Annotated in this window: 11 protein-coding genes and 1 tRNA gene; 8 read left to right on the top strand and 4 right to left on the bottom strand. The window is 69.0% G+C overall.

From position 1 onward, the window contains the following. Window positions 1–97: 97 nt before the first annotated feature. Together JUB11_RS26260 and JUB11_RS26255 are read right to left on the bottom strand one after the other, a co-directional pair. Window positions 98–1,744, bottom strand: coding sequence for a glycosyltransferase family 39 protein (locus JUB11_RS26260; RefSeq protein WP_348771509.1), 1,647 nt, complete (start codon window positions 1,742–1,744; stop codon window positions 98–100). Continuing rightward, window positions 1,741–2,847: a glycosyltransferase family 2 protein gene (locus JUB11_RS26255; protein WP_207461754.1), complete on the bottom strand. Its 1,107-nt coding sequence runs from the start codon at window positions 2,845–2,847 to the stop codon at window positions 1,741–1,743. The genes JUB11_RS26260 and JUB11_RS26255 overlap by 4 nt, the downstream gene beginning before the upstream one ends. A gap of 518 nt (window positions 2,848–3,365) precedes the next feature. Between JUB11_RS26255 and JUB11_RS26250 the strand changes: the two genes are divergently transcribed. From JUB11_RS26250 to JUB11_RS26240, 3 genes are all read left to right on the top strand, one after another. Beyond that, window positions 3,366–4,382: an alpha/beta hydrolase-fold protein gene (locus JUB11_RS26250; protein ID WP_207461753.1), complete on the top strand. Its 1,017-nt coding sequence runs from the start codon at window positions 3,366–3,368 to the stop codon at window positions 4,380–4,382. 466 nt (window positions 4,383–4,848) lie between these two features. After that, the gene (locus JUB11_RS26245) at window positions 4,849–6,858 is read left to right on the top strand and encodes a methyl-accepting chemotaxis protein (protein WP_207461752.1); all 2,010 of its coding nucleotides are present in this window, start codon (window positions 4,849–4,851) and stop codon (window positions 6,856–6,858) included. 132 nt (window positions 6,859–6,990) lie between these two features. Further along, window positions 6,991–7,641 carry a hypothetical protein gene (locus JUB11_RS26240; RefSeq protein ID WP_207461751.1) on the top strand — a complete coding sequence of 217 codons (651 nt, stop codon included), beginning with the start codon at window positions 6,991–6,993 and terminating at the stop codon, window positions 7,639–7,641. A gap of 79 nt (window positions 7,642–7,720) precedes the next feature. Here the strand turns inward: JUB11_RS26240 and JUB11_RS26235 are convergent, their stop codons facing one another. Together JUB11_RS26235 and JUB11_RS26230 are read right to left on the bottom strand one after the other, a co-directional pair. Beyond that, entirely contained in the window at window positions 7,721–8,095 is a 375-nt protein-coding gene (locus JUB11_RS26235) for a hypothetical protein (RefSeq protein ID WP_207461750.1), read from the bottom strand. A gap of 167 nt (window positions 8,096–8,262) precedes the next feature. Continuing rightward, window positions 8,263–8,352: transfer RNA gene (locus JUB11_RS26230), tRNA-Ser, on the bottom strand. A gap of 237 nt (window positions 8,353–8,589) precedes the next feature. On the opposite strand from JUB11_RS26230, the gene rplU reads away from it, so the two are divergent. The 5 genes from rplU to JUB11_RS26205 all read left to right on the top strand — a co-directional run bounded on the left by rplU (window position 8,590) and on the right by JUB11_RS26205 (window position 12,415). Further along, window positions 8,590–8,907: a 50S ribosomal protein L21 gene (rplU, locus tag JUB11_RS26225; protein ID WP_207461749.1), complete on the top strand. Its 318-nt coding sequence runs from the start codon at window positions 8,590–8,592 to the stop codon at window positions 8,905–8,907. 34 nt (window positions 8,908–8,941) lie between these two features. Then, window positions 8,942–9,226 carry a 50S ribosomal protein L27 gene (gene rpmA / locus JUB11_RS26220; protein WP_207461748.1) on the top strand — a complete coding sequence of 95 codons (285 nt, stop codon included), beginning with the start codon at window positions 8,942–8,944 and terminating at the stop codon, window positions 9,224–9,226. Window positions 9,227–9,385: 159 nt separating this feature from the next. Beyond that, window positions 9,386–10,576 carry a GTPase ObgE gene (gene obgE / locus JUB11_RS26215; RefSeq protein ID WP_207461747.1) on the top strand — a complete coding sequence of 397 codons (1,191 nt, stop codon included), beginning with the start codon at window positions 9,386–9,388 and terminating at the stop codon, window positions 10,574–10,576. Next, window positions 10,560–11,750 carry a glutamate 5-kinase gene (gene proB / locus JUB11_RS26210; RefSeq protein WP_207461746.1) on the top strand — a complete coding sequence of 397 codons (1,191 nt, stop codon included), beginning with the start codon at window positions 10,560–10,562 and terminating at the stop codon, window positions 11,748–11,750. Before obgE ends, proB begins: the two co-directional genes overlap by 17 nt. After that, window positions 11,747–12,415 (top strand): HAD-IA family hydrolase, encoded by a 669-nt coding sequence (locus JUB11_RS26205; protein ID WP_207461745.1) that lies wholly within the window; start codon window positions 11,747–11,749, stop codon window positions 12,413–12,415. Before proB ends, JUB11_RS26205 begins: the two co-directional genes overlap by 4 nt. The last annotated feature ends 445 nt before the right edge of the window (window positions 12,416–12,860 follow it).

Here is a 12,860-nt window from a genome sequence, read left to right as displayed (position 1 = left end):
TCCGCCTCGGAGCCTGGGATGAGAATGGGGACAGCGGCAGCGGGACGGTACGGCCGCGGACGGCGATGCCGCGAACGCGCCGCCCGCCCGAAGGGTGCTAGTCCACCAGGGGGTTCGGCCCGACCGGTCGGCGATCCTTCACGATCGAAAGGGGCGTGCCCTCGGCGCCGATCGAAATGATGGTGCGCCCGTCGATCAGCGGCGGGCAGCCCTTGTCCTGGGTGAAGGCCATGAAGAAGTCGGGGTTCCGCCAGTCCGGCTCGATCCCGTTGACCAGCTTCAGCCAGGGCGGCAGGTAGAAGTTCACCGCCAGCGTGTTGCCGCAGACGGTCAGGCTGTACTCGCGCTGCGGCGGCCGGCCGCCATTCTCGTGGACGACCAGGGCGATCAGTTCCAGCAGCGCCTCATGCTCGGAGTTGCCCCAGTAATCCAGCTCGTACCGTCCGGCGGCGCCATCCACCCCGCCGGTGAAGCGGTTGTAATAGACATACTGGTTGGGGTGCAGCGCGACCAGATGCAGGGCGTAGACGCCGGCCAGCCCGGCCAGCGCCGCGCCGGCCGCTCCGCACGCCACCGTTCCCCGCCGCTCCGCCCACTGCCACAGCCGGTCGATGGCGATGCCCGCCGCAACCGCCATGGAGGGCACGAGGAAGAGGAAATGGCGGATTCCGTTGTAGATCGACGGCCGCATCAGCATGAAGAGCAGGATCGGCAGCAACGCCGACAGAACCAGCGGCGCGTAGGGCAAGGCCTCGGGCCAGCGCCGCGGCCCCACCCGCATCACCCACGCCCCCGCCATCGCCAGCGCCATCCCGGCCCCGGCCAGCAGGATCTCCGGCAGCTTCACGGCGAGATAGACCGGCAGGTAGAGGGCCGGCGGGTCGTTGGACGGGACCAGCTCGCCCATGAACAGGGTCTGGATGCTGATGGGAAAGCGGGAGACGACGCGCAGGGCCTCCAGCGGGTTCAGCGGGCTCATCACCGCCCAGGGCCAGAAGACCGCCATCACCGCGTAGGCGACGGGCACCGCCGGAAGAAGGGCCAGGACCGTCCGGCCGGCGTCGCGCAATACCACGCGCGGCCCCACCGCCCGGACGGCCAGCGCCAGATGCAGCGCCAGCGCCGCGGCGAGGTAGAAGGCCGCGAGCACGGCGCCGACGCGGATCGACAGCGTCAGCCCGAAGGTCAGGCCGAACTTCAGCACCGTGGAGCGTTTCGGCCGGGGCAGCTGGAGGACGATGCGCGTGGTGTAGTAGAGCGTCCACACCATGCCGGCCGCGAAGGGCACGTCCTTGGTGTTGTTGAACATCGCCCCGTAATAGACGCCGCTGATCGCCAGCAGCACCGCCGCCGCCAGCCCGGCCCGCGGGCCGCCGAGCAGCCGCGCCATGCGCCAGCATCCCGCGATGCCCAGCACGCCGATCAGCGAGCAGAGCAGGTGGCGCGTCTCGTACTCCGCGAAGGGGGAGACACGGACCAGCACCGCCGTGACGAGGTCGAACAGCCCGCCGTAGAGGTAGAGGTCCTTGAAGTAGAAGGCCGACCAGTCCTCGAAGCCTGACAGGTAGAAGGCCAGAAGATGCTTGCCGTAGAGGTGCTGCACCCCCTCGTCGGTGCTGACGCCGTAGTCGCGGAAGGTCGCCACCGCCAGCACCGCCAGCAGGAACAGCATGGCGCGCGCGAGGTCGTCCCACAGCGCGCCCTCGCGCCGGGGCAGCGGAAAGGCGTCGGCGGTCGTCGTCACGGGCGAACGCCTCCGGCTCCGGCACCCGCCATGGCCTCGGCGAGGTCGCGGGACAGGGCTGCGGGAAGCCCGCGCAGCGCGGCGTCGTCCGCCTCGCGCCCCTGCTCCACCCCGTGGGTGGCGCGCACGATGAAGAGCGGGCGGCCCTTCACCTCGTTGAAGACGCGGCCCAGATAGTCGCCGATCACGCCGAGCGTGATGAGCTGGATGCCGCCCAGGAACAGCACGGTCATCAGCAGCGATTCATAGCCCGGCACGTCGACGCCGAAGAACAGCGTGCGCAGAAGCCGCAGCACGATGTAGACGAAGGCGAAGCCGGAGATGGCCATCCCCACCAGGCTCCAGACGCGCAAGGGGAAGGTGGAGAAGGCGGTCAGCCCGTCCAGCGACAGGCGCAGGAGCTTCATGAAGCCCCACTTCGTCTGGCCCTCGGCGCGCTCGCCCTGCTGGTAGGTGACGCTCGCCTGGCGGAAGCCGACCCAGGCGAAGATGCCCTTCATGAAGCGCGTGCGCTCGGGCATGCGGTTGATCACCTCGACGACCTTGCGGTCCATCAGCCGGAAATCGCCGGCCTCGCGCGGCAGCCGCACCTCCGACAGGTGATCGAAGATCCAGTAGAAGGCACGCGCGAACAGCCGGTGCCCGGCGCTCTGGCCGACGCGCGCGTGGCGCACCGCCACGACCACGTCGAAGCCCTGGCGCCACAGCGCCAGCAGGCGGGGCAGCACCTCCGGCGGGTGCTGGAGGTCGGCGTCCATCGGCACCACCACGTCGCCGCCCGCATGCCGCAGCCCGGCCGACAGGGCCAGCTCCTTGCCGAAGTTGCGCGACAGGTCCACCACCTTGATGCGCGGGTCGCGGGCATGCGCCTCGACCAGCCGGTCGATGGTGTCGTCGCGGCTGCCGTCGTTGACGCAGACCACCTCCCAGGCGACGTCCATGCCGTCCAGCACCGGGACCAGCCGCTCGAAGAGCGCATCCAGGTTCCGCGCCTCGTTGAAGCAGGGGATCACGACGGAGAAACGCAGGCGCCGCGCCGAACCGGGCGAGGAGGAGCGCCCGTCGGCCGCGCCGGCCGGATGATGACTGTCGGTGATGGACATGGATGCCGTCTGCTCAGGTCGCCGCGCCGGAGGAACGCCGCCTTGAAATCCGGCCGGCGGTCAGCGGCTCCGGCAAAGCCGCTATCAGTGAAAGGTTATAGCACATTCCTCATAAATGAGCAAAACGCCTGATCCGTGGTCAATTTGGGGTGAAGTCCGGGGTGAACTTGGGACCGGATAAGAAAACGCCGCATTCAGCAGGCGAAAACCACCCATGGCGGGCATTATTCCTTCAACCTCCGATTGGAACCTTCGCGTGAACGGAGCCCATGCGGCCCTCCCCGTCCCGCGATTGCCCATCCCCTGAGCAGCAGGCCAGGATGCGGGTGGCGGCTGAAACCGATGGAGCGCGGAAAATCCGCGGAGCCCACGGCAGAAAAGGGAGCGTACACATAAATGTTTATGTAATTTTTATAGAATAGCTGATGTGTGTTGCACTGCATTCTTAAGTGTTGCCGATGAACTCTCCCTTATTTAGGGTTATCAGCAATACTTTCGCGCAGATGGAGTGCAGGTCGATGGCCCGTTTCACGCCCTTCGTTACAGCCGTATGCACGGCGGCCGCGCTGGTTGCGGCGTCGCCTTCCCTGGCCGCCACCCCGGCGACTCCGTCCGGCGGGGCCGGCGCCGCGCTCCCGGCGGCGCGGAGCGGCACGGTTCAGGAGTTGAGCCTGACCTCGAGCCACTTGGCGGACCCCTACCGCTACACCGTCTACCTGCCCCGCGGTTACGAGAGCGACTGCCTCAGCTACCCGGTCGTCTATCTGCTGCACGGGGCGAGCGGCAACGAACGCGACTGGCTGGACAAGGGCAAGGTCGCGCCGACCCTGGACCGGCTGATCGCCGAGGAGCGCATTCCGCCGGTGGTGGTGGTGATGCCCGGCCACCGCGCCATGTGGTGGGTGGACGGCCACGCCGACAAGGCGGAGACGGTCCTGCTGGACGATCTGCTGCCCGAGGTGGAAAAGCGTTTCCGCGTCTCGAAGGAGCGCGAGGGCCGTGTCTTCGCCGGGCTGTCGGCCGGCGGCTTCGCGACGGTCCGCTTCGCCTTCACCCGGCCGGAGCTGTTCGCGGTGGGTCTGGCGCTCAGCCCCGCGGTGTACCAGCCCGTGCCGCCGCAGAATTCCTCGGCCGTGAAGGACCCGACCTTCCAGAAGGACGGTGCGTTCGATGCGGAGCTTTGGAAACGGCTGAACTGGCCCGCGCTGGTCGAGGGCTACAAGGCGCAGCCCCTGCGCGTTCCGCTCTACCTCAACAGCGGCGACCATGACCGCTTCGACATCGTCTATCACGCCGCCGTTCTGTACCAGGAACTGCGCCGGATCCAGCCGGGCAGCGTGGAATACCGGGTGGTGGACGGCGACCATGAATGGCCGGTCTGGGAACACACCATCGGCGACGCGCTGGGCTATGCGGCCAAGTACATCAAGGGTCCGCAATCCGCCATGACCGTCGCGGCGGGCGACACGAGCCATGTTCCCACCGGCGGCTCCAGCGCCGACGCGACCGTCCAGAACGGTGCTTCCTGCCGGTAACCGGCGACCTCCGGGGGCCGCGCCCGGTGCGCGGCCCCGTCCTGGCCGGGGCTCTTGTTTTGCCGAGAACCTTTTCTGAAGAGGCTTCCAAACAGGCAGGCGCCCGCTTTGGAGGCAGAGGACGCAAAACTCCGGCCAGAGCGCTCCGGCGCGATCCTATCCATTCGAAAGTGTTAGCCTAAGCGCATCATTCTTGCCGGAAGCTCGCCTTTCCGGCGGGATCCACGCCCTCGCCGCCGGCCCCCTGCCCAGCGCGCGAGCAACCGCCCGCGATCGGTGGCCACTGGCACACGGGGGCACCATCGGCCCCGCAAGCCGCCCCGAATCGTTGATGGGCCAGGGCGAAGTCATACCCCGGTCTGCACGCGCCGGGATGTCCTCCCATAGTGGCATGCGGAGTGAATGTGAACTTTCCCTGACAGGGGCCGTCCGACACGGCCCGCCGCCCCCGTTCCGGAGACCGCCCATGATCGCCCTCAACCGCATGAGGATCGGAACAAAGATCACCGCCGGCAGCGCCGGCATCCTGGTCTTCCTGGTCCTGATCAGCACCGTCGGCTTCCTCGGCCTGACCGGCGCCAAGGAAGACTTCAACACCTACCGCGCGCTGGCCGGCCAGACCAACGAGCTGGGCCGCATCCAGGCGGCCCTGCTGGACATGCAGCTCGGCGCCAAGGCCTTCCTGCTGCGCGGCGACGAGGCCTCCACCCAGGCGGTGCGCGACCGGGCGGGCGAGGTGAAGGCCATCCTCGGCGAGGCCGCCGCCCTCCTCACGGACCAGGGCCGCCGGGAACGGCTCCAAGTCATGGCCGGCGAGGTGGAAAGCTACCTCGCCGCCTTCGACAAGGTCGTGGCGCTCCAGGCCGAACGCGCCGCCAACCAGGCGGAGATGGCGGAGACCGGCCCGAAGATGGAGGAAATCCTCGGCGGCATCATGGAGAGCGCCCACAAGGACGGCGACGCCGAGGCGGCCTATCTCGCCGGCATGGCCTCCCGCCAGCTCCTCACCGGCCGCATTTACACGACCCTGTACCTGGATTCCGGCAAGGCGGAGGCGGTCGAACCGGCGCGCGAGGCGCTGAAGGGCGCGCGCGAGCACGGAAACGCCATGCTGGCGCGGCTGACCAACCTGGAGCGCTGGAAGTCCGCGCGCCCCTTCCTGGCGATGCAGCGCTTCTACGCCGAGAAGTTCGACGCCGCGGCGAGGGCCACGGCCGAGCGGGACGAGGTGGTGAGGACCGCCATGGACCCGGTGGGTGCCGCCCTGTCGGCCGAGCTGAGGACGCTGTCGTCGGGCAGCCTGGAAGCGCAGATGGCGCTGGGCATCACCGCCAGCGCCGACGTGGACCAGGCCCGCAACACGGGCACCCTTGCCGCCGCCGTCGCCATCGCGCTGGGGCTGGTCACGGCGCTGCTGATCGGGCGCGGCGTGTCGCGGCCCATCGTGTCCATGACGCGGGCCATGACGGCGCTGGCCGGCGGCGACCGGACGGTCGCGGTGCCGGGGCTGGAGCGCGGCGACGAGGTCGGCGGCATGGCCAAGGCCGTGCAGGTCTTCAAGGACGGGCTGATCCGCGCCGACGCGCTGGCCGCCGAGCAGGCCGCCGAGCATGAGGCCGCCGCCCGCCGCGCCGCCCGTCTGGAGGAGCTGACCCGCGAGTTCGACCGCCGCGCGATCGAGGCGCTGGGCCGCGTGTCGGCCGCCGCCACCCAGCTCCAGGCCACGGCCCAGGGCATGTCGGCCACCGCCGAGCAGACCATCCAGCAGGCGGGTGCGGTCGCCGGCGCTTCCAGCGAGGCATCGGGCAACGTGGAGACGGTCGCCGCCGCGGCGGGCGAGCTGTCCAACTCCATCGTCGAGATCGGCCGGCAGGTCGCCCAGTCCACCCGCATCGCCGGGGAGGCCGTGGAGACCGCCGGCCGGACCGACACCACGGTGCGCGGCCTCGTGGACGCCGCCCAGCGCATCGGCGAGGTGGTGCAGCTCATCAACGAGATCGCGACACAGACGAACCTGCTGGCGTTGAACGCCACCATCGAGGCGGCCCGCGCGGGCGAGGCCGGCAAGGGCTTCGCCGTCGTGGCGAGCGAGGTGAAGAGCCTCGCCAACCAGACCGCCAAGGCCACCGAGGAGATCGGCGCCCAGATCACCGCCATCCAGCGGGTCAGCGGCGAGGCCGCCTCCGCCATCGCCGAGATCGGCCGGGTGATCGGCGAGATCAGCGGCATCTCCACCACCATCGCCACGGCGGTCGAGGAGCAGGGTGCGGCCACCCGCGAGATCAGCCGCAACGTGCGGGAGGCCGCGCGCGGCGCCGGGGAGGTCGACAGCAACATCGCCGGCGTCACCGAGGCCGCCGTCGCCACGGGCGAATCCTCGCGCGAGGTGCTGGGCGCCGCCCAGGGCATGTCGCGGGAGGCCGAGGAGCTGCGCGGCTTCGTCTCCCGCTTCCTGACGGACATGCGTGCCGCGTGATGGGCGCGCGGCCTGATGGGCGCGATTCGGAGCAGCCCGGCGACAGGAGCCTTGCGTGGGACGGGGGGCTTGGGCAAATAAGGCCCGAGCAGCCGTTCCACGGCCCATCTCCGCCAGACCGCGCAAGGCACCATGATCCTCACCCCCCTCCCCGCCGAGGTCATCCCGCAGGCCCTCTCCGCCATGGAGGCGAACCTCGCCGGCGAGCCGGTGGCGCTCGCCGCCCTGCGCCGCATCGCCGCGACCTGGCCCGTGACCGGCGGGGTGGACACGCCCGAGCAGCGCGCCGACGGCGTGGCCCTCGCCCACGCCCACGGGATCGGCACGCTGGACGAGCCGCCCAGCAAATCCTTCATGTGGGACGGCAAGGTGATCCGCACCGACGTTGAGGCCACCGTCATCGTCCACGAGGTCTGCCACTGGCTGCTCGCGGCACCCGAGCGCCGGACCCTGATCGACTACGGCCTCGGCCCCGGCCCGGAAACCACGAGCCTCGCCGAAGCCCGGCGCGACAAGCGCCTTGCCTTCGAGGCCTGCATGCACGAGGAGCAGCAGACCTCGCTTCTCGGCGTGCTGTGGGAGGCCGAGCTGGGCCACCCGGCCATCCTCGCCTTCATGGAACAGAACTGGATGGAACGCTGGGAACGCCCCAGCACGGCCCAGTTTTTCCTGCGCCACGCGAACGAACTGCACGAGCGCGGCCTGATCGACACCGGCGGCCGCCCGACGACCGTGCGCACCTGGGCGGACGCGCGGCGGGTGGAGGGGAAGCGGGCGGCTTAGAGCCTTGGGGCGTCGTCAGTGCCACGCCATGTCAAGCCTGCTGGACATGGCGCCCGCTCCGCAATTCCCGACCCGACGTTCAGTGACGCTCGATCCCCAGCAGGGCCAGGGCTTCGGCTCCCGACAAATGGTTGCCGCCCGGATACTCGTGCTGGGCTTCGTAGCTGTTCTCGCGGTCGCCCAGCCAGGCGAAGTAGGTATCCGCGTCCAGGATCTGGACATGGACGTCCAGGCCGTGGCTCAGGAACACCTTGGCGCCTTCGACCGTGACAAGCTGCCGGAAATCGAAATCGTCGCTCTCTTCCTTCAGCCTCATCCTGTGGAACGACTCCTCGTCCGCATAGTAGGTGAGCGTCACGTAATCATACTCTTCGGCGAGGAGCTGGCGCGCCTCGGCCTCGATGACCTCCAGGTTCTTCTCGAGCGCCCTGCGCCGCTGCTCTTCCGAAAGCATGGAACCTCCCCTGCCGTGAGATGCGCTGCCCGTATCGGTCAAACGGGAAAACCGGCCTGAATGTCCCACCCGCGGCGCGGAGCCGATCGGATCATGGACGACGGACGTTGAAACGAAAAAGGCCAGGGCGGAGATCCTTGCGGTCTCGACGCCCTGGCCTTGAATTCTGGCGGATGGGGGGAGATTCGAACTCCCGATACCCTTGCGGGTATGCCGCATTTCGAGTGCGGTGCATTCAACCGCTCTGCCACCCATCCGCGGACCCCGTCTGGCGGGGTGGCGCGGAACCTACAAAAACGGATCAGGCGGCGCAAGCCCCCTTTTTCAGAAAGATGCGGAATTTTTTATCGCCCCGATTCCGGGTTTATGCGCCCATCGCTGTTGACTCCGGGAGGGCACTGCGTATAAATCCCCCCTCTCAAGATCGGGCTTGCACCTCATACGGTGGGCGAGCAGCCCGCCGTTTGTTGTGTTTTGGAATAGGCAGTGACGACATGTTTGCAGTGATCCGCACCGGCGGCAAGCAGTACAAGGTCGCCAATGGCGACGTGATCCGCGTTGAGAAGCTCGAGGGCGAGGCTGGCGCGACCATCACGCTGAACGACGTTCTGATGGTCAGCGACGCCGGGAACACCACCGTCGGCACGCCGACGGTCGCGGGCGCCGCCGTGTCGGCCGAGGTCGTCGCGCAGGACCGTGGTCCGAAGATCATCGTCTTCAAGAAGAAGCGCCGCCAGAACTACCGCCGCAAGAACGGCCACCGTCAGGACCTGACGGTGCTCCGCATCACCGGGATCAACGGCGCGGCCTGAGCCGGCGCCGACAGAGTTTAAGGAGTAAACCCCCATGGCACATAAAAAGGCAGGCGGCTCCTCGCGCAACGGTCGCGACTCCGCTGGTCAGCGCCTCGGCGTGAAGCGCTTCGGCGGTCAGTCCGTCCTCGCGGGCAACATCCTCGTCCGTCAGCGCGGCACGAAGTTCCACCCGGGCGCCAACGTCGGCATCGGCCGCGACCACACGCTCTTCGCGCTGGTCGACGGCAAGGTGGCCTTCAAGCACAGCACGGCCGGTCGCACCTACATCGCGATCGAGCCGGCGAACGACAGCGTCCCGGCGGTCGCGGCCGAGTAACTCGCCCGCCCCGTAGGGTACACGCGTTCAGGAAATCGGGGGTCCGGGCAACCGGTCCCCCGATTTTCGTTTCGAAGCCCCGTTTCTCCACCCCTCCCGTTCCTTGCCGGCCCGTTTCCCTGTTAGTTGGCAAGCCACGATCATTCCCTCTGGTAAGCCATGAAGTTCCTCGATCAGGCCAAGGTGTTCCTCAAGAGCGGTGACGGCGGCCCCGGCGCCGTCGCCTTCCGGCGCGAAAAATTCATCGAGTTCGGCGGGCCGGACGGCGGCGACGGCGGCAAGGGCGGCGACGTGGTGATCGAGGCCGTGAGTGGCCTCAACACGCTGATCGACTACCGCTACAAACAGCATTTCAAGGCCAAGCGCGGCAACCACGGCATGGGCGCCAACCGCAACGGCGCGCGCGGCGACGACGTCGTGCTGCGCGTCCCGGTCGGGACCCAGATCCTGGACGAAGACCAGGAAACCGTGCTGGCCGACATGACCGAGCCCGGCCAGCGCATCGTCTTCCTGCGCGGCGGCGACGGCGGCCACGGCAACGCCCATTTCAAGACGCCGACCAACCGCGCGCCCCGCAAGTTCCACCCCGGCTGGCCGGGGCAGGAGATCTGGGTCTGGCTGCGGCTGAAGCTGATCGCCGACGCAGGGCTGCTCGGCCTGCCCAACGCCGGCAAGTCCACCTTCCTGGCCGCGACCACCGCCGCCAAGCCGAAGATCGCCGACTACCCCTTCACGACGCTGGCGCCAAATCTGGGCGTGGTGCGGGCGGGCGACGACGAGTTCGTGATCGCCGACATCCCCGGCCTGATCGAGGGCGCGCACGAGGGCCACGGCCTGGGCGACCGCTTTCTCGGCCATGTGGAGCGCACGCGAATCCTGCTGCACCTGATCGACGGCACGGCCGACGACGTGGTCGCCTCCTACCGCACGATCCGCCACGAGCTTCAAGCCTATGGCGGCAACCTCGCCGAGAAGCGGGAGATCATCGGGCTGAACAAGTCCGATGCCCTGATGGACGAGGAGATCGAGGAGAAGAAGGCGGCGCTGGAGGAGGCGTCGGGAGCGGAGGTCATGGTGCTGTCCGGCGCCACCGGCCAGGGCGTGCAGGCCGTGCTCTACCGGCTGCTGACGGCGATCAAGGAATCGAAGGCGGAGGAGCCGGAGGTCATCCACGCCCCGGCCACCCGCTCGATCCCGCGCCCGCCGGTCGGCCAGAAGATGGACGACGAGTTCGAGGGCTGGAACGAGGAGCTGGGCGAGTACGAGCCCCTCGACGAGGAAGACCCGGACGGGAACGACCAGGATGACGAAGACGGGGATGAGGACGCGGACGATGACGGCAAGCGTTGAGGGCACCGGCGGGCTGGCTGACACCCTCTCCCGTTCCCTGGCTCGCTCCCCCACCCTGCTCGACGCCCGCCGGCTGGTGGTGAAGATCGGCTCGGCCTTGCTGGTGGACGGCAAGACCGGGCAGATCCGCCGCGCCTGGCTCGACGCTCTGGCCGACGACGTCGCCGCCTGCCGCCGCCGCGGCCAGGAGGTGGTGATCGTCACCTCCGGCGCCGTGGCGACGGGGCGCGAGCATCTGGGCCTCGTCGGCCGCCCCCTGCGGCTGGAGGAGAAGCAGGCCGCCGCCGCGACCGGCCAGATCCGCCTCGCCCACGCCTACCAGGAAACGCTGGCCCGCCACGACGTGACGGTCGCCCAGGTGCTGGTCACGCTGGAGGACACGGAGGAGCGGCGCCGCCACCTGAACGCCCGCAGCACCATCGACACGCTGCTGAAGCTCGGCGCCGTTCCCGTCATCAACGAGAACGACACGGTCGCGACGGCGGAGATCCGCTTCGGCGACAACGACCGCCTCGCCGCCCGCGTGGCGCAGATGATCAGCGCCGACACGCTGGTGCTGCTGTCGGACATCGACGGGCTCTACACCGCCGACCCGCGCAAGGACCCGGACGCCCGCCACATCCCCGTGGTGCGCGAACTGACGGCCGAGATCGAGGGCATGGCCGGCGAGCCGCCGCCCGGCTACAGCTCCGGCGGCATGGTGACGAAGATCGTCGCCGCCCGCGTCGCCCTGTCGGCCGGCTGCCGCATGATCATCGCCAAGGGACAGCGCATGAACCCGCTGAGCGCGCTGGAGAAGACGCCCGAGGACGGCGGCGCGCTTTGCACCTGGTTCCTGCCCTCGTCGGAGCCGTCCAGCGCGCGCAAGGCCTGGATCGGCGGCTATCTCAACGCCGCCGGCAGCCTGACGGTCGACGCGGGCGCGCTCACCGCCCTCGCCAAGGGAGCCAGCCTGCTGCCCGCCGGCGTGCGCGCGGTGGACGGCGACTTCGACCGCGGCGACGTCGTCGTGGTGCGGTCGCCGGACGGGCGCGAGATCGCGCGCGGCCTCGCCGGCTACGCGTCGGAGGACGCCCGCCGCATCATGGGCCGCAAGAGCGCCGAGTTCGAGGCGATCCTGGGCTACCAGGGCCGCGACGAGATGATCCACCGCGACGACCTGGTGGTGCGGTGACCCGCCCTCCCCTCCAGGCGATCCTCTGGGACATCGACGGCACGCTGCTGGACAGCGAGCCCTGGCACCGCGCCGCGACCATCGCCGTGTGCAACCGCCACGGCGTCGAGCTGAGCCCGGAGGGCTACGCCGCCACGGTCGGCGTCGCCTTTCCGGAACTCTACGCCCGGCTCCAGGCGGTCAAGCCCATGGGGCTGAGCTTCGAGGCCTGGGCCGACGCCATCACCGACATGTATCTGGAGCGGATCGCCGAGGTCGAGGCGCGCGCCAGCGCCTTCGCGCTGGTGGACGCCTTCGCCCGGCGCGGCCTGCGCCAGGCCTGCGTGTCCAACGCCGGCCGCCGGGTGGTCGAGGCCAACCTTCGCGTCATGGCGATCCCGCATTTCGAGTTCGCCCTCAGCCGCGACGACGTCACCAACGGCAAGCCGAACCCGGAGCCCTACCTGACCGCCGCCCTGCGGCTGGGCGTGCCGCCGGAGGCCTGCGCGGTGATCGAGGACAGCCCGCCCGGCGCCCGCGCCGCCAAGGCCGCCGGCATGCTGACCATCGCCTGGCCCCAACACCCCGGCCTCGTCTTCGAGGAAGCCGACCATCTGGTCGAGGATCCCGCCCATCTTGACTGGGACGCGCTGTGCGGGATCGCGGAGCGCTTCGCGGAGGGGTGAGGCCCTCGTTTCTGTTATCCGAAGGCTCGGGCCTGCTCGCGTTTGCGAATCCGCAAGTAATTGCAGGGAAACAACCTACCGCCATCCTCACAAAAGCGCGTGGGCGCTGACTTAAGTGTTGAGCGACCGAAACAACGGTTCGACCACTCTTCACCGTCATCCCCGCGGACGCGTATAGGCGCTAACTTTTGCACATCGGCTCGACTTGCCGAAGTCTGCAACTTTCCTCCCCGTCATTCCCGCGAAAGCGGGAATCCAGTCCCTTCCCGCAGCGAACCTATTGGAAAATCTGGATCCCCGCGTCCGCGGGGATGACGGTGGAATGGCGCTCGGATGCTCGGTTTCGTCGGTCGATTCTCAGAGCCTGTTTGATTAGGCTTCTGGCTTGTAATCTCGGCCATAGGCGCGGAGTGCTCGATCGAAAGCAGCGATTTCTACGGCATCT

It is taken from the genome of Azospirillum sp. SYSU D00513 (assembly GCF_017356015.1).
Lineage (GTDB): Bacteria > Pseudomonadota > Alphaproteobacteria > Azospirillales > Azospirillaceae > Azospirillum.
This window is presented reverse-complemented; position numbering and strand designations above follow the sequence as displayed.

What these genes read in the sequence shown, in the direction of transcription:
- JUB11_RS26255 (WP_207461754.1), bottom strand. Translation starts at nt 2,847, where the DNA reads ATGTCCATCACCGACAGTCATCATCCGGCCGGCGCGGCCGACGGGCGC.
- JUB11_RS26250 (WP_207461753.1), top strand. Translation starts at nt 3,366, where the DNA reads ATGGCCCGTTTCACGCCCTTCGTTACAGCCGTATGCACGGCGGCCGCG.
- JUB11_RS26245 (WP_207461752.1), top strand. Translation starts at nt 4,849, where the DNA reads ATGATCGCCCTCAACCGCATGAGGATCGGAACAAAGATCACCGCCGGC.
- JUB11_RS26240 (WP_207461751.1), top strand. Translation starts at nt 6,991, where the DNA reads ATGATCCTCACCCCCCTCCCCGCCGAGGTCATCCCGCAGGCCCTCTCC.
- JUB11_RS26235 (WP_207461750.1), bottom strand. Translation starts at nt 8,095, where the DNA reads ATGCTTTCGGAAGAGCAGCGGCGCAGGGCGCTCGAGAAGAACCTGGAG.
- rplU (WP_207461749.1), top strand. Translation starts at nt 8,590, where the DNA reads ATGTTTGCAGTGATCCGCACCGGCGGCAAGCAGTACAAGGTCGCCAAT.
- rpmA (WP_207461748.1), top strand. Translation starts at nt 8,942, where the DNA reads ATGGCACATAAAAAGGCAGGCGGCTCCTCGCGCAACGGTCGCGACTCC.
- obgE (WP_207461747.1), top strand. Translation starts at nt 9,386, where the DNA reads ATGAAGTTCCTCGATCAGGCCAAGGTGTTCCTCAAGAGCGGTGACGGC.
- proB (WP_207461746.1), top strand. Translation starts at nt 10,560, where the DNA reads ATGACGGCAAGCGTTGAGGGCACCGGCGGGCTGGCTGACACCCTCTCC.